Annotated in this window: 15 protein-coding genes; all 15 read right to left on the bottom strand. The window is 47.3% G+C overall.

The features are described from left to right. Positions 1-6 precede the first annotated feature (6 nt). The 15 genes from KNQ14_RS04845 to KNQ14_RS04775 all read right to left on the bottom strand — a co-directional run bounded on the left by KNQ14_RS04845 (position 7) and on the right by KNQ14_RS04775 (position 19582). Complete coding sequence (locus KNQ14_RS04845; protein WP_023468662.1) at positions 7-966, bottom strand: ABC transporter permease; 960 nt, start codon at positions 964-966, stop codon at positions 7-9. Beyond that, on the bottom strand, positions 966-2036 hold the full coding sequence (locus KNQ14_RS04840; protein ID WP_214857995.1) for an ABC transporter permease: 1071 nt from the start codon (positions 2034-2036) through the stop codon (positions 966-968). The genes KNQ14_RS04845 and KNQ14_RS04840 overlap by 1 nt, the downstream gene beginning before the upstream one ends. Next, on the bottom strand, positions 2033-3562 hold the full coding sequence (locus tag KNQ14_RS04835) for an ABC transporter ATP-binding protein (RefSeq protein ID WP_023468664.1): 1530 nt from the start codon (positions 3560-3562) through the stop codon (positions 2033-2035). The genes KNQ14_RS04840 and KNQ14_RS04835 overlap by 4 nt, the downstream gene beginning before the upstream one ends. A gap of 66 nt (positions 3563-3628) precedes the next feature. After that, positions 3629-4702 carry a BMP family lipoprotein gene (locus tag KNQ14_RS04830; RefSeq protein ID WP_214859814.1) on the bottom strand — a complete coding sequence of 358 codons (1074 nt, stop codon included), beginning with the start codon at positions 4700-4702 and terminating at the stop codon, positions 3629-3631. 129 nt (positions 4703-4831) lie between these two features. Further along, complete coding sequence (locus tag KNQ14_RS04825; protein WP_023468666.1) at positions 4832-5551, bottom strand: GntR family transcriptional regulator; 720 nt, start codon at positions 5549-5551, stop codon at positions 4832-4834. A gap of 222 nt (positions 5552-5773) precedes the next feature. Continuing rightward, positions 5774-6787 (bottom strand): BMP family lipoprotein, encoded by a 1014-nt coding sequence (locus KNQ14_RS04820; RefSeq protein ID WP_214859812.1) that lies wholly within the window; start codon positions 6785-6787, stop codon positions 5774-5776. A 332-nt stretch (positions 6788-7119) separates the two neighbouring features. Continuing rightward, a complete protein-coding gene (locus KNQ14_RS04815) occupies positions 7120-9267 on the bottom strand; it encodes a DNA translocase FtsK (protein WP_055968625.1) in 2148 nt (715 codons plus the stop codon). Positions 9268-9335: 68 nt separating this feature from the next. Then, positions 9336-11000 (bottom strand): ribonuclease J, encoded by a 1665-nt coding sequence (locus KNQ14_RS04810; RefSeq protein WP_023468670.1) that lies wholly within the window; start codon positions 10998-11000, stop codon positions 9336-9338. Between the two features lie 153 nt (positions 11001-11153). Continuing rightward, the gene (locus KNQ14_RS04805) at positions 11154-11816 is read right to left on the bottom strand and encodes a M15 family metallopeptidase (protein WP_023468671.1); all 663 of its coding nucleotides are present in this window, start codon (positions 11814-11816) and stop codon (positions 11154-11156) included. Then, the gene (locus tag KNQ14_RS04800) at positions 11816-13075 is read right to left on the bottom strand and encodes a lipid II:glycine glycyltransferase FemX (RefSeq protein WP_029342035.1); all 1260 of its coding nucleotides are present in this window, start codon (positions 13073-13075) and stop codon (positions 11816-11818) included. Before KNQ14_RS04800 ends, KNQ14_RS04805 begins: the two co-directional genes overlap by 1 nt. Beyond that, entirely contained in the window at positions 13072-14520 is a 1449-nt protein-coding gene (locus tag KNQ14_RS04795; RefSeq protein WP_414651122.1) for a UDP-N-acetylmuramoyl-L-alanyl-D-glutamate--2,6-diaminopimelate ligase, read from the bottom strand. The genes KNQ14_RS04800 and KNQ14_RS04795 overlap by 4 nt, the downstream gene beginning before the upstream one ends. 74 nt (positions 14521-14594) lie before the next feature. Then, entirely contained in the window at positions 14595-15827 is a 1233-nt protein-coding gene (locus KNQ14_RS04790) for a M16 family metallopeptidase (RefSeq protein ID WP_214859810.1), read from the bottom strand. A gap of 74 nt (positions 15828-15901) precedes the next feature. Beyond that, a complete protein-coding gene (gene pnp, locus KNQ14_RS04785) occupies positions 15902-18121 on the bottom strand; it encodes a polyribonucleotide nucleotidyltransferase (protein ID WP_075642535.1) in 2220 nt (739 codons plus the stop codon). A gap of 138 nt (positions 18122-18259) precedes the next feature. Then, on the bottom strand, positions 18260-18529 hold the full coding sequence (gene rpsO, locus KNQ14_RS04780) for a 30S ribosomal protein S15 (protein ID WP_023468676.1): 270 nt from the start codon (positions 18527-18529) through the stop codon (positions 18260-18262). Positions 18530-18652: 123 nt separating this feature from the next. Continuing rightward, positions 18653-19582: a bifunctional riboflavin kinase/FAD synthetase gene (locus tag KNQ14_RS04775; RefSeq protein ID WP_050677457.1), complete on the bottom strand. Its 930-nt coding sequence runs from the start codon at positions 19580-19582 to the stop codon at positions 18653-18655. Positions 19583-19591 lie beyond the last annotated feature (9 nt).

Below are 19591 nucleotides of genomic sequence, written 5' to 3'. Positions count from 1 at the left end.
AAAAATTTAGCGTTTTCCTTTGATATACGGTACACCGACAGCTTTTGGTGCATCCGCACGACCAACGACACCAGCAAGTGCTAAGATCGTCAATAAATACGGTGCAATCAACAGATAAACTTGTGGAATTTGATCCAGTAACGGCAATTGCTGACCGATGATCGAAATCGCTTGAGCGAACCCGAAGAAGAGGGCTGCCCCCATGGCACCGAGCGGGTTCCATTTTCCGAAGATCATCGCCGCAATCGCGAGGAAGCCTTGACCGAGAATCGTCGTCACACTGAAGTTCAATGAAATCGACGTCGCGTATACAGCACCAGCAAGACCACCGAAACCACCAGAGATCATGACGCCGATGAAACGCATCTTCGTGACATTGATTCCCATCGTGTCCGCTGCCATTGGGTGTTCTCCGACAGAACGTAAGCGAAGACCGAATGGTGTCTTGAAGATGATGTACCATGCGACGAACGCGAGAACAATCGCGATATACGATGTGTAGTAGACGTTTGCGAAGAACATCTTCAAGACTGGAATATCAGACAAGAATGGTACATTCTCTTTCGAGATCCGGTTTGGAATCGAATCTGTCTGTCCTTTACTGTAAAGCGCACGGACAAGGAAGATTGCAAGACCGACTGCGAGCAAGTTGATCGCTACTCCAAGAACCGTTTGGTCTGCTCGGAAGAGGATTGCTGGAATCGCAAGGAACAGCGAGAAGACCGCTCCGACGACGATTGCAATGAGCATCGCAAGCCAAGGACTCGCAGCACCCAAGCCCATTTTCGATAAAGTCAATGCCGTGACGACGCCTGTGAAGGCACCCATGACCATTAATCCTTCTAACGCGATGTTGACGACACCAGAACGCTCACTGAAAATGCCGCCAAGTGCTGCAATGATCAACGGAGCCGAATAGGCGAGTGCGATTGGCACGATGATATAAAGTACTTCAAGAAAGCCCATTATTGACCGGCTCCTTTCGCTTTTTTAGATTCTTTCTTAACCGTGAACTTCTCGATGACGAGACGAATCGCGTATCCAGAAGCAACGAAGATGATGATGAATGCGATGATGATTTTGATCAGTTCCGGTGGAATACCAATCTGTTGCATCGACAGACCACCGATGTTAAGTCCCGCAAACAGTAACGCCGCGAGAACGACACCGATCGGGTTATTCGCACCTAACAAGGCAACCGCAATTCCGTCGAATCCTACCCCCGTGAAGGATGCATTCAATGTCATGTTTTGGAACGTCCCAAGACCTTCCATCGCTCCAGCGAGACCTGCAAAGACACCAGAGATAACGAACGATAGGATGATGTTCCGGTTAACGCCCATACCTGCATACTCTGCAGCATTCTTATTGAATCCAACTGCTCGGAGTTCATAACCAAGCGTTGTTTTCCACAAAATGAACCAGAAGACGAGGGCAGCAACGACTGCGATGAAAATCCCGTTATGCAAACGTGAAAAATCCGTGATCTCTTGTAAGAACGGTGACGCAAGGGATGCTGATTCCTTGACTGACTCCGTCCGCTCGTTCGTAATACCGATGACGTGACGTAAAATATCATTCGTCACATACAACGCGATATAGTTCATCATGATTGACGTGATGACTTCATGCACGTGGAATTTCGCTTTTAAGATACCAGGAATCGATGCCCAAAGTGCACCTGCTAAACCTGCTCCAATTAGAGCAAGCGGTAAATGAATCGCCATCGGTAGATCAAACTCAATCCCGATCCAAACTGCGACCATCCACCCGACGAGAACCTGACCTTCAACCCCGATGTTAAAGAGTCCAGTTCGGAAAGCAAATGCGACAGCAAGACCAGCAAAGATCAACGGAGCTGCTGCTCGCAATGTTTCACCGATGCTGTATGGTTCGCCAAAAATACCATAGAATAACTGATCAAAACCGGCAATCGGATCATACCCGCCGATGACCATGACGATCGCCCCGACGACCATTCCAAGGATGATGGAAAGAATCGGAATGAGGATGCCGTAAAAACGCTCTAACTTCATGAATGACCTACCTCCTCTTTCTTACCGCCGGCCATCAAGAAGCCAAGCTCGATCTCATTCGTTTCTTTTGGATCCAAGAAGGCAACTGTTTTTCCTTCATAAAGAACGGCAATCCGATCTGATACTTGAAGAATTTCTTCGAGTTCGAATGAAATCAACAAGACAGCGCGACCTTTTTCGCGTTCAAGAACCAACTGTTCATGAATGAACTCGATTGCTCCGACATCAAGACCACGTGTCGGCTGTGCTGCAATCAATAGGTCTGGTGAACGATCCACTTCACGCGCAATGATCGCTTTTTGCTGGTTACCACCTGACAAGGCACGAGCAAACGTCTCTGGACTTGGAGTTCGGACGTCGAACTTCTCGATGAGCGTTTTTGCTTTTTCCATGACTTGTTTATAGTTCATGATGCCTGCTTTTGAATACGGTTGTTTGTAATACGTTTGTAAGACCATGTTATGTCCGATTGAATAATCGAGGACAAGTCCATGTTTATGACGGTCTTGCGGAATGTGACCGACACCTGATTCCGTCACTTTACGTGGCTTCAAGTTTTTGATCGATTTATTGTTGAGGAAGATTTCCCCACTATCCGCTTTACGAAGACCAGTGATGGCTTCAATCAATTCCGTCTGCCCGTTTCCGTCGATTCCGGCAATTCCGACGATCTCTCCAGCACGAATGTCGAGATTTAATCCATCGACGGCTTTGATGCCACGACTGTCCTTGACGACTAAGTCCTTGATGTCGAGAACGAGTTCTTGTGGAGTTGCCTTGGAATACTCCGCATTAAAGTTGACTTCACGACCTACCATCATTTCAGCAAGACGCGACTGTGTCATCGTCTCATCGATATCGACCGTTCCGATATACTTACCACGGCGAATCGTCGTACAGCGATCAGCTACTTCCATGATTTCTTTCAGTTTATGCGTGATGAGGATGATCGACTTTCCTTCTGCGATCAAACGATTCATGATCTGAATCAATTCCTTAATCTCTTGTGGTGTCAGGACAGCAGATGGTTCATCGAAGATCAAGATGTCTGCACCACGGTACAACGTCTTTAAAATTTCAACACGCTGTTGCATTCCGACTGAGATATCCTCGATTTTTGCATCAGGATCAACAGCAAGACCATACTGTTCAGAAATCTGGCGTACCTTCTCACGTGCAGTTGCACGGTCGATCTTAATTCCGGCACGTGGCTCTGCACCTAAAATGATGTTTTCAGTAACAGTGAAATTTTGAACGAGCATGAAGTGTTGGTGCACCATACCGATTCCAAGATCGTTCGCGACGTTCGGACTCGTTATATTGACTTTTTCACCACGTACACGAATTTCTCCAGCCTCAGGCTGATACAAACCAAATAAGACGTTCATCAGCGTCGATTTTCCGGCACCGTTTTCACCAAGTAAAGCGTGAATCTCACCTTTCCGAAGCTGGAGCGTGATGTTATCATTTGCGACGAAACTGCCAAACTCTTTTCTGATGTTTAGCATCTCAATGACGTATTCCAAGAAAATCCACTCCCATGTTTAGTTTAAAAGGGGGAGCCGCAATGCTAGCGACCCCCGCTTTCATTATTATTTCAGTGACGCTTCGTATTCTTTGTACTCGTCGTCTGTCGCTGGGACTTTGATGTCGCCATCGATGATTTGTTTTTTGTACTCTTCGACTTTGTCGAGCGCTTCTTTCGAAACGTTGTCTTTTGAAGGTGCGATATCAACACCGCCGTCTTTCAAACCGAACTCAACGACTTTACCTGCTGGGAAGTTGCCGTCTTTCGTATCTTTCGCGACTTGTTCAACTGCTGTATCAACGCGTTTGACCATTGACGTCAATGTGACGTTCTCTGGCATACCTTCTTCGACTTGGTCACGGTCTACACCGATAACCCAAACATCTTCACCGTTTTTCTTACGGTTTTTCGCTTCTGTGAATACCCCTTGTCCTGTACCACCAGCTGCATGATAGATGACGTCGACTTTTTTACCGTACATACCTGAAGCGATTGCTTGTCCTTTTTCAGCAGCGTTAAAGTCTTCTGCATATTGAACTTCGATGTCAGCGTCTGGGTTGACTGCTTTAACACCTGCTTTGAATCCACTTTCGAACTTCTTGATCAAGTCAGAGTTAACGCCGCCGACGAATCCGACTTTATCTGATTTCGTCGTCAAACCAGCAACGACACCAACAAGGAATGATCCTTCATTTTCTTTGAAGACGATTGACGCGACGTTTGGCTTGTCAACGACCATATCGACGAGTGCGAAGTTGTTCTTTTTGAACTGATCCGCTACTTTACCGATATCTTCAGCCATCAAGAATCCGATACCGAGGATCAAGTCGTATTTAGCACGAGCTAATTGCTGAAGGTTTGGTTGGTAATCCGATTGTTTTGCAGATTGAAGATATTTGTAGCCAGTACCTTCTTTTAAGTCGTTGTCTTTTCCGAACTTCTGGATACCTTCCCAAGCAGATTGGTTGAATGATTTATCATCCACGCCGCCTGTATCTGTAACCATACCTACTTTAAAGCCTTCTGATTTGCTACCGCTACCTGAATCTTTTGAATCGTCGTTGCCACCACATGCTGCAAGGACCGAACTCATTGCTAAACCTGTTGCTGCTAATGCGAGAAGTGTCTTCTTTTTCATCTGGAAAATCCCCTTTCGAATATGGTCATACAAAGTTCAAGACTACGTCTAGCACCCGAGGCTGGCGATGAGGAGCGTTACGTAGGTTATGACGGAAAGCGCTTTCAGTATTCATCCTAAAACAATGGCTCACACACGTTTACGGATGACGTGGAAATCAAACTTATCTGCTCGGAAATAGTTCGCTGAAAAAAGAACGGAACGGTCGAGCTCATCATAATGCGTTTGACGCAAAGCGAGCAGAGGTTGGTCCGTATGTAATTGTTCAGCGATTTTCGGATCAATACGTGGCTCGATGTGCGTCACGGCATGCGTGACACGTCGTCCAAGTTCTTTTTCTAAAGCATCAAATAATGATGTCGAAGAGGTGAACTGCTCTTCATTTTTAATATAATGGCTTGGAATCTTATCGATACAATAGACGACAGGAACATCCCCTGCGAGTCGGATTCGTTCGATTCGATAAACCAATTCATCCGGACCAAGTTGAAAACGCTCTCGGTCGCGCTCAGTCGGTTGGACCATCTCGGATGATAACACTTCTGATGTCGGAACCATACCTGCGCGCGCAATCATTTCTGTTACGCTGTACAATTCTTCGATTCCAGAAGTAAACGGTGGTCTTGCATTGATAAACGTACCGACACCGTGTTTACGGATGACGATGTTCTCATCTTCAAGAATTCGTAATGCCTCTCGAAGAGTAGCTCGACTGACGCCAAGTTGCTTTGAAAGTTCAAACTCTGAAGGGAGCTTCTCGCCTTCCTTGTAAACGCCGTCATCGATGTCAGACTTGATCTTTTCAATCACACGTAAATAAAGCAAACGATGATCTAATTTAATCGACATGACGCATCTCCATCCTCTATCTAGTTGTAACCAGTGCTCAGACTTCTGACGTATGAGAACTCCAGCCAAGATAAGTATATGACGCCCAACACAATCCTGCAATCATTTTGTAACAGGTTAGAAGTCTGACTTCTGGCGCTTTTGTAACCCTTTTCATAACGCAATCAATAATGGAAGAAAATAGGGCATTCTACCTAAGAATGCCCCTTCTTTTTTCAACGCTTATTGCTCAGGTACTTCGATTTTTCCAGAAACGACATCTGATTTTGCTTTCTCAAGCGCAGTCAACGTCTTCTTCGAAATCTTTTCAGATGGTACGATATCAACGCCATCTTCTTTCAGACCATAACGAATCGTTTTGCCGCCCTCGAGTTTACCATCCTTCGCTGCGTTTGCTGTATCTTCGACTGCACGGTCGACACGTTTGATGACAGAAGTTAATGTAACATCTTCCGGCATACCCTCTTCTTTTTGGTCTCGGTCGACACCGATGACTGAGACGTTTTCACCGTTTTTCTTACGGTTCTTCGCCTCTGTGAAGACACCGTTTCCTGTACCACCTGCTGCTGGGAAGATGATATCTGCGCCTTTACCATACATTCCAGCTGCGATCGCTTGACCTTTTTCTGGAGCTGCGAAGTCTTCCGCATATTGGACATCGATTTTAATCTTCGGATTGACGGATTTGGCACCTGCTTCGAAACCGGCACGGAAACGCTCGATGACGTCCATCTTCATCCCACCAACGAAACCGATGTGATCTTTTTTCGTCTCCATTGCAGCAACGATCCCTGCAAGATACGCTCCTTCATTTTCCTTGAATGTGATCGACGTGACGTTTTTTCCTTCCACGACGTTATCGACGATTGCGAATTGTGTGTCTTTGAATTGATCAGCAACTGTTTTGATATCCTCATTGAACGTGTTCCCGATTCCGAAAACTAAATCTTCTCCCCCACGAGCAAGACGTGATAGATTCGGCTGATAATCTTGTTGCGATTTAGATTGTAGATAAGAGAACCCTTCATTCTTTTGAAGTTTGTTGTCTTTACCGTATGCTTGCAGACCTTCCCAAGCGGATTGGTTGAACGATTTATCATCGATCCCACCCTTATCGGCTACCATCGCTACAGAGAATTGATCTTTTTGATCGGCTTTCTCACCTGAACCACCACAAGCAGCAAGACCAACCGTCGCTACTGACATCATCGATACGATTACCTGTTTCTTCTTCATTTCATCCATCTCCTCTGCAATTATGAGAGCGCTTTCATTATCTATTTGTGAAAAAGCCGCTCCCAGCCCTCGTGTTGAAGGTCGGTCACTCATATGACTGAGTATGCCAAAAACACTACCGAAAATCAACAGACGTCTGACAACTATTTTCATGAAAGCGATTTTATTTTTGATGCATTTATGAATTTTTCCAGTCATTTCTATTTATACAAAATCATCATGTCTTTTTTTCATGTGTCTTTTCTTTTTTTCGAGACACCAGTTCTTATCTATACATTTTTTTAGAAAAGAAAAGAAGCCTTGGAATATTCCACGACTTCCTTTCTACTCGATTAACGTCCCATGACGCGACGTGGTTTAGATCCTTCAGATGGACCAATCAGACCGTTTTCCTCTAACGCATCAATAAGACGGGCAGCTCGGTTGTAACCGATGCGGTACTTTCTTTGAATCATCGACGTAGATGCCGTCTCTTGTGTCAGAATGAACTGGACGACCTCATCGTAAAGTGGATCGTCAACCTCTGTTTCGCCCTCTGGCACATCTTTTGGAATCATCGCTTCAACATACTGTGCCTTTTGCTGACTGATGACATGATTGACGACCTTCTCGACTTCTTCGTCCGATAAAAAGGCTCCTTGTACGCGGACCGGTTTGTTCATGCCGTTACCAAGTAACAACATATCTCCTCGTCCGAGCAATTTATCAGCGCCTCCCGTATCAAGAATCGTCCGCGAGTCAGTCGCACTCGATACACTGAATGCGATTCGCGACGGGATATTCGCCTTGATGACACCGGTGATGATGTCAACACTCGGACGCTGCGTCGCAATGACCATATGAATTCCTGCTGCTCGCGCCATTTGTGCAAGTCGCATGATCGCATCTTCGACTTCGTTTGACGCAACCATCATCAAGTCAGCTAACTCATCGACGATGACAACGATGTACGGTAATCGTTGATGCACTTTCTCCTCTGCGTTCATCTTATCAATGAGTGCATTGTAGCCTTCGATGTTGCGCGCTCCGTTTTGACTGAAGATCTCATATCGGCGTTCCATTTCCGAGACGACCTGTTTTAATGCCTGTGCCGCTTTTTTAGGATCGGTGACGACGGGCGCTAAGAGGTGCGGAATGCCGTTGTAGACGTTCAATTCGACCATTTTCGGGTCAATCATCATCAAGCGGACTTCATCCGGTCGTGCCCGCATCAATATCGAGACAATCATCCCATTGATACAGACCGATTTACCGGAACCCGTCGAACCGGCAACTAAGACGTGTGGCATCTTATTCAACTTCGCTGTCACCGTCTCACCAGAAATGCTTCGTCCGAGTGCGACGAGCAAACGATCGCTGTCCGATTGGACGCTCTCCGCTCCTAGTACTTCTCGAAGTGATACCATGGCGACTTCACGGTTCGGCACCTCGATTCCAACAGCCGCTTTACCCGGAATCGGTGCTTCGATCCGGATATCTTTTGCGGCTAACGCTAGCGCTAAGTCATCGGCGAGTCCCGTGATTCGACTCAGCTTGATTCCTTGTTTTGGTTCAATCTCGTACTTCGTGACACTAGGTCCGAGATGAATCTTTAAAACTTTTGCTCCGATCCCGAACGACTTTAAGGTCGCAATCAATTTCGTCGCATTGTCCTTCAGTCGTTTGTTCTCACCGGACAAGTCTTTTGATGTTGGTTCTGCTAACAAATCAAGCGACGGCAATTGATAACCGTCAGGTGTCTCTGTCATCGTCAACGGTCCTTGTGTCTCCGCTGCTTGCGGTTCAACATGATCCGTGAAACCGATGATCGGAACGTCTTGAATGTTGACGGAAGGATCTTCTGCTTCTTGTTCCGTTTCGATCGGTTCCTCGACAGTTGCTGGTCGCAATGTCTTCGTTTTTTTCTCACGAACCGGTTTCGCTTTCAACTCTTTTTCGACACGAGGACGTGGTGTCCGTTCACGATTGCGAAACTCTTCTGCACGTTCTCGGAGCCCAAGCCACAGCTCTCCATAAAACGATGGGTTTAGTATATGAACGGCCGTTCCGATGAAGAACAGACCAATCAAGAAGGCACCCACGCTCGAAATATAATAAGCTGCGTTTTGATAGAGCCATCCATTGAGAATACCACGTGGTGCTCCGAGCAATAGATCAATCCAGACGACTGAACCCATCAGTAACATCGACCATGCCCATTTTTGAGCACGCGACGCATTCGAGAGGAGTAAAAGTAGCACAGCACCGATTCCACCATATAATAAGGAACCGAACTGACCAATTAACCGCTCTCCTCCATCGGCTAGCGTCAGTCCGACTTTCCCGAACTCCCCGAAAGCGAGAACGAAAGCTAATAATGAGACGATTGCGATGATGGTCGCATATGTACGATACGCAATCGGCTGACGTTGTTTCTTCGCTGCCGGTCGTTTCCGTGGCGGCGTTTTTTTTCGTACAGGTTTTCGTTTCGTCGTCGCCATACGTCATCCCTCCTGATAAAAAAACGGCTCAGTGGACCAGGTATTGGTCAATCTGAGCCGCTCGTTTGTTAAATCTCCATGATGATTGGAAGAATCATCGGGCGGCGTTTCGTCTGTTCATAGAGATAAGCACTCAGTTTATCTCGAATCAACGACTTCATCTCCGTCCAATCCAATTCTCCATTTAATTTACCTTGTAGTTGTTTCGCAACGATTCGGTTTGCTTCGTTGATCATATCCTCTGATTCACGCATGTAGACGAATCCGCGAGAGATGATTTCTGGTCCCGAGACAATCGTTTTGTTTTTCCGGCTGATCGTAATGACACAAAGGACGACACCGTCTTGCGATAACAAGCGACGATCACGAAGGACGATGTTTCCGACATCACCCACACCGATTCCGTCGATCAAGACGTTTCCAGCGTTCACTTTGCGTGACATCCGTGCTTTGCGCTTCTCGAACTCAACGACATCCCCATTCTCGATGATGAAGATGTTGTTCGCATTGACGCCAACCGTCTGTGCGAGACGACTGTGTGCCTTTTGCATCCGGAATTCTCCGTGAATCGGTAGGAAGAATTTCGGTTTGATCAAGTTGAGCATCAACTTCAGATCTTCCGCATGACCGTGACCGGACACGTGTACTTTCCGTTGGTTGTAAATGACATTCGCACCAGCACGGAACAAAAGATCGATCGTTTTCGAAACCGACTTTTCGTTACCCGGAATCGGCGAAGCCGCAACGACGACCGTATCGTTCAAGCGAATATTGACTTGCTTATGTGCGTTACGCGCCATTCGTGTCAAGGCTGCCATCGGCTCACCTTGCGATCCTGTCGTCAAGATGACGACTTGGTTGTCGTCGAGGCGGTTGATGTCAGATAGATCAATCAATGTTTTCTGTTTGAAGCGTAAGTAATTCAAACGCTGTGCCACTTCGACGTTATTGACCATGCTACGACCAACGACCGCTACTTTTCGATTGTTCGCTTCTGCTGCCGCAAACACTTGTTGTAGACGATGAATGTTCGAAGCAAATGAAGCGACGATGACACGACCTGGTGCCTCATAGATGACGTCGTTCAGTTCAGAACCCACGATCGATTCTGATCCAGACATCCCTGGTCGCTCTGCATTCGTTGAGTCAGACAGTAAGCAAAGCACTCCCCGTTGACCAATTGCTGCAATCTTCCCGAAATCCGCCTGTTTTCCATCAACTGGTGTGTAATCGAACTTGAAATCCCCTGTATGGACGATCGCACCTTGAGATGTTTGAATACATACCCCGACTGCATCCGGAATCGAGTGGTTGACCCGGAAGAACGTAATAAAATGACCTGCAACGGTTAATTTCGTCTTGGCATCAATTGGACGAAGATCTGCCTTTTTCAATAAACCGGCTTCTTTTAATTTGTGTTCAATCAAACCGAGCGTCAAACGTGTTCCGTAAACCGGTACTTTTAAGTCACGCAAGACGTAACTGAGTGCTCCGATATGATCCTCGTGACCATGGGTAATGAAAATCCCTTGAATCCGCTCTTTGTTTTCCTTTAAATAACTGATGTCTGGAATGACTTTATCGATTCCAAGCATCTCGTCTCCTGGGAACATTAATCCGGCATCGATGACGAAGATGTCCTCGTCGAGTTCGACGACGTACATGTTCTTCCCGATCTCACCGGCGCCACCAAGAGCAAAGACGCTTACTTTTTCCGTCTTCTTCTTTGACACAACATGACCTCCTATAATTCATATTCACTTTTCGTGAGCCGTCCACTTATCACTATCACTATTCTAGCCGAATTTTCACAATCTGCCAACAATCGGACTAGGAAATCTAAAAAAAACGTCATTCCTGCCACATTACTCCAGGAATGACGTTGATCACGTATTCAACAAATCTTCGACCTCTTCCGTTCGTTTCGCTTTTTCCGAACGGCTTGGACGTTCACCAGCCTTCAGTTCGTCGAGCGAATACCCGAACGTCATCTCAAAATGAGGATAGTCGACGAATCGTTTCCAATCGCCTCCCCATTCGAAACCGAGCGCTTTTCCGATATCCGCGACTTCACGCCAATCACTTTTCCCTGACCGATTCCCATCATACTCAAGATCATATGAAATCTCTCCATTCACGAGCTGAACGAAATCGACAGCGAGTCCATAATTATGCATCGATTCACCACCACGTGCATTCGTGACGACTTCACCTGCCTTAGAACGTCCTTGTTCATAAAGCGCGTTCTGTTGCTGAATCGAGCGGTATCCTTGCGTAATCTTGATATCGATATTGTAGCACGAATGCGCAACACGGATCAGATCCTTTGCCCCTGCCTCGACAGCAGGGTGGAGACGCTTCAGGTTCGTCTCGCTTGCATTGATTAAGCGATCTTCCCCCGCTACATCTCGTGGACAACTATCAATCCCGAGCTCCGGTTGATCCATTAAAATCGTCGGCATCCGATTCATGGATGCCGCAAGAAACAATCCAATCGCAAACATCGTCAATAAAAATACGATCCAACCGAAGATTGTTCCCCGTTTCATCAGCGGCGAAGCTTCTTCCGAAGTTTTTGTAAAATCGGTAACCCAGTCTCAAGCAACAGATAGAGCGGACGATTGAGTACATAATCGAACTCACCGATTTTTTCAATCATCCGGCTACCCCAACCAGATTTAAAGGCATAGAGTCCCGCGTAATGATCATCCGGGTCTGTCGAACCACTGACTCCACCGAAGTCATAGGAGAGCGCACCATGTTCTTTCGCATATTGCATCATCGTCCACTGCATCAAGTGGTTCGGCATGAATTCCCGGTACTCGTTCGATGAAGCGCCGTATAAGTAATACGAGCGACGACCAGCAAGCGTCAAAAGACCACCAGACAGGATGACACCGTTTGGATGTTTGGCAGCAATCGTCATCAGTTCCGTCTTCGACTTCTCGGCTTTTTCGATTTGTGCTGTCGTCTGCTCCAAGCGATTGTTTAAGCTCTTTAACTTTTTCTCAGCCGTCTCTTTCTCAAGCTGACGATGAATCTTCGAGAGTTCCTTATCGGCTTGAAGTAATAAGGCTTCTGTATTCTCAAGCGCACGTACGACATCGAGTTTCGTCAAAAACAAGACCGCATCACCTTTTGGATGGAGATGATCGTACAGATTCTCGAAATAATCCAGACCGCGGATCGAGAAACCATCCCGTTCGCCCGTCTCGACCATCAGTTTCGCAAATGTCTTTAGCCCTTCACGATCCGCTTGTTCGCATACGATCCCTTTGCGTTCAGCAAGGCGGACGTTGTAGCGGAACTTCGAATGGAAACCGTCGAAGATCTCTTTTTCTGTCCCTACAAGACTCGTCTCCATCGTAAAGCGTGGCTGCGCGTAGTCAAAACCGCCACCGAAGCCATTATGTTTAAAGCCAAGTCCTTGCATCTCCTGCAACAGACCAGGATATTCTTCCCGCTCGACGTTTGGATCAAATTTAATCGCAATTGCCTTCTGTTGTTTTGCGACACGAATCGCTTCGTCACGAAGGGCGCGAAGTGCGTCCGTATCCGTATAATCGACGACGAAACCGCGCGGTGCATAACAAAGCGTGAACGGTAGCTTCGGTACTTTCTTGAACAAAAGAAGACCAACTCCGGCAATCTCACCGGAAGCCGTTCCGACCGCGATCCGTTCATGTGTCCATCCTGTCGCGCTTTTGACTTCTCCCCATGCTGGAAGCTGGAGTAAGTCGCCTTTGGGATGTGTTTTTACGAATGTTTCAAATTGATCTATGGTTACAACGATTGGTTGATAAGTCACTTCTGTTCCTCCATTTGCCGTATCATCTCTTTGACGATGATTTCCTCATCGAGCGGGAATTTCTCATCCCCAATGATTTGATATTTTTCATGGCCCTTACCGGCTAAGATGACGATATTGTCTGGTCGTGCGAGTCGCGCTGCGTAACGCACGGCCTCTTCCCGATCACCGATTTCAACGAACTGATCGTGAGTCATCCCTTTGGCGATGCCGGATGTAATCGACTCATATGCTTCATATCGTGGATCATCCGTCGTGATGACGACGGTTCCTGCGTACGTCGAAGCGAGTTCGCCCATTTTTGGTCGTTTCGTCACATCGCGATTTCCACCTGTCCCGATCAGGAAGACGATCTTTTCCTTCGGTACGTCAACGAGTGCTTTCAGACACTGTTCGATGCCGTCAGGCGTGTGCGCATAGTCGACATACACGTTATATCCTTCAATCGGCAAGCGTTGCATCCGACCTTTTGCCGGACGGATTGCTGAAATCGCGCCTGCGATCGTCGCTAGATCATATCCGCAAGACAAGAGGATCCCTGTCGCAAGCAACAGATTGTAGACGTTGAAGCGACCGATGAAATTCGCCGTGACATCGACTTGTTCTTCCTTGTACAGCATCGTAAACGTCGTTTGTTGAAGCGACTGTTCAATCGCTGTTGCTCGTAGGTCAGCTGCGTTGTCGATGCCGTATGTCATGACACGAGCACCTGTCATCATCTCATACAGCTCACTCGTCGGATCATCCGCATTCAAGACCGCAACTTTCTCTGTCGACAGCCGTTGACCGAGTTGTGCGAACAACAATCCTTTGGCACGCGCATAGTTTTCAAATGTTTTGTGGAAATCAAGGTGATCATGCGTCAGATTCGTAAATCCCGCAACGTCGTAATCGACACCCGTTACCCGACCAAGCTCTAATCCATGTGAAGAAACTTCCATGATGACATCTTGGACATCTTCTTCATGCATCTGATGCAGAAATGCTTGTAACTCGGAGCTTTGTGGTGTCGTATTGCGACTTGGCACGACGCGGTCACCAATCTTGACTTCAACCGTACCGATGATGCCCGTCTTCCGACCAAGGTGCGCTAATATATCACGGACGATCGTCGTCGTCGTCGTTTTCCCATTCGTTCCCGTAATACCAATCATCCGCATCTTTTCAGAAGGATAATCATAGAATTTGCCAGCCAACTCGGCAATGGCACGTGATGTACTACGAACAAGAATGACAGGAATCGACACGTCGACCGGTTGTTCCGCGACGATTGCGACCGCTCCTTGTGCTTCCGCCTGTTTAGCATAGTCGTGTCCATCAACAGTATATCCTTTGATGGCGACGAACAATGTTCCCGGTTTAACATCCCGTGAATCGGTCGTAATGGACGTAACGTCCACTTCTACCATTCGTTCGATTTTTTGCGTCTGTATGACTTGAATCAATTCAGCTAAATTCAACGGTATTCCTTCTTTCTCGACATCGTCATTTCATATGTTTCATCTATTCCGTTCTGCTATCATGCTTCCTCTTCTTCGTCTGCCGGAAGAATATAGGCCTTTGCCGGTTCCTCCGAAAAGATGTACTCAATCAGCCCTTCGATATCCGATGGACGAATCCGTTCGACATCCGCTAACACTTCTTCAAGTGATGGGTGACGATGCAGATGCAACTCATTTCGGGCGTTTCGATTCATGTGACTCGATGTGCCTTCGTTCCCTAGAATCAGAGAACCTTTCAGCTGTTCAATCCCATCTTCGAGTTCCTTCGTCGATAATCCATCCTTTTTCAAGCGATCGATTTCAGCAGCAAGGACCTGTTCGACCTCTTCGACTGATTCCGGAGACGTGCCGACATAGATCGTGAACGTTCCATGATCGTCAAACGTCGTGTAATAGGAAAAGACTGAATAGGCAAGACCGCGTTCCTCTCGGATGGATTGGAACAAGCGACTCGACATCGTCGCACCGAATGCATTATTGAGTAAGGCGAGGGCAGGCAAACGTGGGTCAGCAGAAGGAATCGCACGGAAATTATAACAAATATGAGCCTGCTCCGTATCCTTTTCCTTACGAATCACACCATTTTGTAACCTTGGCTCTGTCGTCTCGCGTGTCTTCGATCGTGATTCGAGAATCGACATCCGCTCTTGAATCTGCGCAATCAGCTCGTCTGAGACGTTTCCGGCAACGGAAATGACGATTTGATCCGGAGCATACGCTTCTTCGAGATATCGTCCGATCATCGTTCGATCAATCCGAAGCACACTCTCTTCCGTTCCAAGAATTGGTCGAGCCATGACATCCTCTCCGTAAGCCGCAACAGCTAATAACTCATGGACGAGATCATCCGGTGTGTCATCGTACATCTTGATTTCTTCAATGACGACCTTTTTCTCTTTTTCCAGTTCATCCGCGTCAAACGTCGATTCGAGGAACATGTCCGCCAATACGTGAAAGGCTTCTCCTGCATGTTCATCTAGTGTCTTGACGTAATAACACGTTTGATCCTTACTCGTGAACGCATTAATATTTCCACCAAGTCGGTCAAAGTAAACCGCAATCTCTTTTGCCGTATGGCGTTTTGTTCCTTTAAACATCATATGCTCGATGAGATGACTGATCCCATGCTCCTCGATCTGTTCCGTCCGGCTTCCTGCTTGAATGAAGATTCCGGTCGCGACGCTGCGTGCTTCCGGCATTCGTTCAACGATCAGTCGAACTCCGTTTTCTAATTGTATCCGTTCGATCATAGTAATTCCTCCAAATATAGGAAACAAGGTGGCTCTCGTTGCATTCTCTGCACCGTCGAGCCACCTTGGATTCATTAGTTACGACGTGGTGGACGTTGTCCGTCACGTGGTGGGCGTGAACCCTGATCCCGGCGTGGCGGGCGGTTCTCACGCTCTGTCTTTTTCTTTTCTTCATACGCTGCACGATCTTCTTCGCTTAAGCCTTCGACGAGCAGGACTTTGTGCGAAGCGTTGACGCGTCCCTTGTCATCGATTTCTGTGACACGGACTTTTAGCTTATCTCCAAGTTTGACGACATCTTCCGTTTGACCGACACGGTTAAGTGCGAGTTCCGAAATGTGGACGAGTGCGTCTTTTCCTTTGAACAATTCGACGAATGCACCGAATTTCTCAACACGACGAACTGTTCCATCGAACTCTTCTCCGACAACGACTTCACGGACGATATCTTCGACCAATTGACGGGCACGATCGATGCCAGCTTGATCCGTCGATGCGATGAAGACGGTTCCGTCTTGATCGATGTCGATCTTGACGCCTGTCTCATCGATGATACCGTTGATGACTTTACCACCAGGTCCGATGACATCACGGATTTTATCTGGATTGATTTTGAGTGTGACGATTTTTGGTGCGTATTGTGACAATTCGACACGTGGTTCAGCAATGACCGTTTGCATATGCTCAAGAATGTGCAAACGACCAAGACGTGCTTGTTCGAGTGCTTCTTCGAGGATTTGACGCGTGATCCCGCCAATTTTCATATCCATTTGCAGAGCTGTGACACCTTCGTGAGTTCCAGCGACTTTGAAGTCCATATCTCCGAGATGATCTTCCATCCCTTGGATATCTGTCAAGATCGAGTAATTGTCGCCTTCCATGATCAAGCCCATCGCGATACCAGCGACAGGTGCTTTAAGTGGAACACCAGCATCCATCATGGCAAGGATCGAACCACAGATTGAAGCCTGTGATGAAGAACCGTTCGACTCAAGGACTTCCGACACGAGACGAATCGTGTACGGGAAATCGACTTCATTCGGAAGAACTGGTAAGAGTGCGCGTTCTCCAAGTGCCCCGTGACCAATTTCACGACGACCTGGTGCACGCATCGGACGTGCTTCCCCGACTGAGAATGGCGGGAAGTTATAGTGGTGCATGAAACGCTTCTCTTCCTTCAGACCCAGTCCATCGATGATTTGAGCATCACCCGCAACACCGAGTGTCGCAACAGACAAGACTTGTGTCTGACCGCGAGTGAACAAACCTGAACCGTGTGCACGTGGTAAGAGACCGACTTCTGAATCAAGTGGACGGATCTCAGCAAGACCACGACCATCTGGACGGATTTTATCTTCTGTGATCAGACGGCGGACTTCGTCTTTGACGAACTTGTTGAGAACGCCTGATACTTCTGCTAGTTGTTCTGCTGTGACTGACTCGTCAGCTGCATACAACTCGATGTATTTTGCGATGACTTCGTTGATGGCAACGTCACGTGCTTGTTTTTCTTCGACTTGAACTGCTTGTGTGACTTCTGCCAATGCTTCTGCTTTCAGGCGATTGACGATTGTCTCATCGAAGCTTGATACCGTGTAGTCGAACTTCTCTTTACCGACTTGTGCGACGATTTCTTCTTGGAACGCGATCATTTCCTTGATGACATCGTGTCCGAGCAAGATCGCTTCAAGCATTGCTTGTTCCGATACTTCCTTCGCACCTGCTTCAACCATGTTGACGGCATGTTTTGTCCCGGCAACTTGAAGGTCGATGTCGCTGACTTCCATTTGCGCTGAAGTCGGGTTCACGACGAACTCTCCGTCGACGCGACCGATTGTCACGCCTGCGATTGGACCGTCGAATGGAATATCCGAGATCGAAAGCGCAATCGAAGCTCCGATCATCGCAGCGACTTCTGGTGAATTGTCAGCATCTGACGAAAGAACCGTCGTCGCGACTTGAACGTCGTGACGGAAACCGTCCGGGAATAATGGACGGATCGGACGGTCGATCAGACGCGAAGTCAAGATCGCGCTCTCTCCAGGGCGTCCTTCACGTTTGAGGAATCCACCTGGGATTTTCCCTGCCGCATATAATTTTTCTTCATAGTTCACTGTTAATGGGAAGAAATCTAAGTCCTTCGGTTGTTTTGATGCAACGACCGTAGCAAGAACGGCTGTATCGCCGTAGCGAATCAATGCTGCTCCGTTCGCTTGTTTTGCTAATTGACCGATTTCAATCGTTAATGGACGTCCACCGAGTTCGGTCGAAAACGTCTGTTTTGTTTGTGACATGCACAAATCTCCTCTCACTGCTATCCGTTTTTTCATTCAAATCTAATTATGTAGGTTCTTGCGCAAAAAGTCCATGAATCGGCAAAAAAAAGAAACAGGAGACGATGCTCCTGCTTCCCTACCTCGTTCTCGTCGGGATTAGCGACGAAGACCAAGACGCTCGATCAACGAACGGTAACGTGCAACATCCTTGTTACGAAGGTATGTGAGCAAGTTACGGCGACGACCGACCATTTTCAAGAGACCACGACGTGAGTGGTGATCCTTTTTGTGTGTACGTAAGTGATCGTTCAAAGTTGTGATCTGTTCAGTTAAAACAGCAACTTGTACTTCCGGCGAACCAGTATCGCCTTGTTTCGTAGCATATGCTTCGATAATTTCGTTTTTACGTTCTTTTGTGAGTGCCATTGTCACTCCACCTCCATCTTATGAATGACCGTATTCCCGAGCATCGGATGGTGAGACCAGATGCCAAGTGAATCGGCTGTACGTGATCGTACTGACCTATCATAACGAACCCTGTCCGTACTGTCAAACGCTTAATCGTGCATTTGCCTCTTCACGGTCCCGCGCCAATTGTTCTTTCAATTGATCGATACCATTGAAGGCTTTTTCATCGCGTAAGTAAGCGATCCATTCAAGCGTCAATTCTTGACCATAAAGATCCTCATCAAAGTCAAGAAGATGTGTCTCAATACTGACGTCTCCCGTCTCATAAAACGTCGGGCGTCTTCCGACGTTCGTCATCGCTTTGAATCGACGACCGTCCGCTAAGCGAACGAATGTCGCATATACACCGAGTTTCGGAATGACGTAAGAAAATTCCGGACGCATGTTGGCTGTCGGGAAGCCAATTTGTCGACCACGTGCGTCACCGTGAATGATTGTGCCTTTGATTTGGTAGGGTTCTCCAAGCAAACGTGCAGCCGGTTCGACTTCTCCTGCAGCAAGTAAACGACGAATCCGGGTTGAGCTGATTTTTTCTGCTTCTTCTTGGAACTCTGCTACAACGGTGTGTGTGAACGTGCCCCGACTATGAAAATCAAGCGTCGTCATTTTGCCAGCTCCGAAGCGACCGTAGGAATAATCAAATCCAGCGACGACATGCTCTGCACCGGACGCAATCAGATATTCATCGACGAAAGCTTGCGGTGACAATTCCGAGAAAGGAATCGTGAACTCAATTACATAAACACGATCGACACCAAGGCGTTCGATTTTCTCTAATTTACGTTCAAGCGGCGTGATGTAGCGGACCGGTTCATCCCCTTTACCAAGTACTTGTTTCGGATGTGGATCAAAGGTCATGACAGCCAAAGGCAGGCGACGAGCCTCCGCTTCTTTCCGTGCTGCTGCGATGACTTGCTGATGTCCGAGATGTACACCGTCAAAAAAGCCAAGTGCGATGACAGCAGGGGCTTTTTGAGGCTGTTCCGGATATGTCAAATGTATGATGTCCATGATGCTCTC

It is taken from the genome of Exiguobacterium sp. s161 (genome assembly GCF_018619045.1).
Lineage (GTDB): Bacteria > Bacillota > Bacilli > Exiguobacteriales > Exiguobacteriaceae > Exiguobacterium_A > Exiguobacterium_A indicum.
Note: the sequence above shows the minus strand (reverse complement) of the source record. Positions and strands in the feature narration are given on the sequence as shown.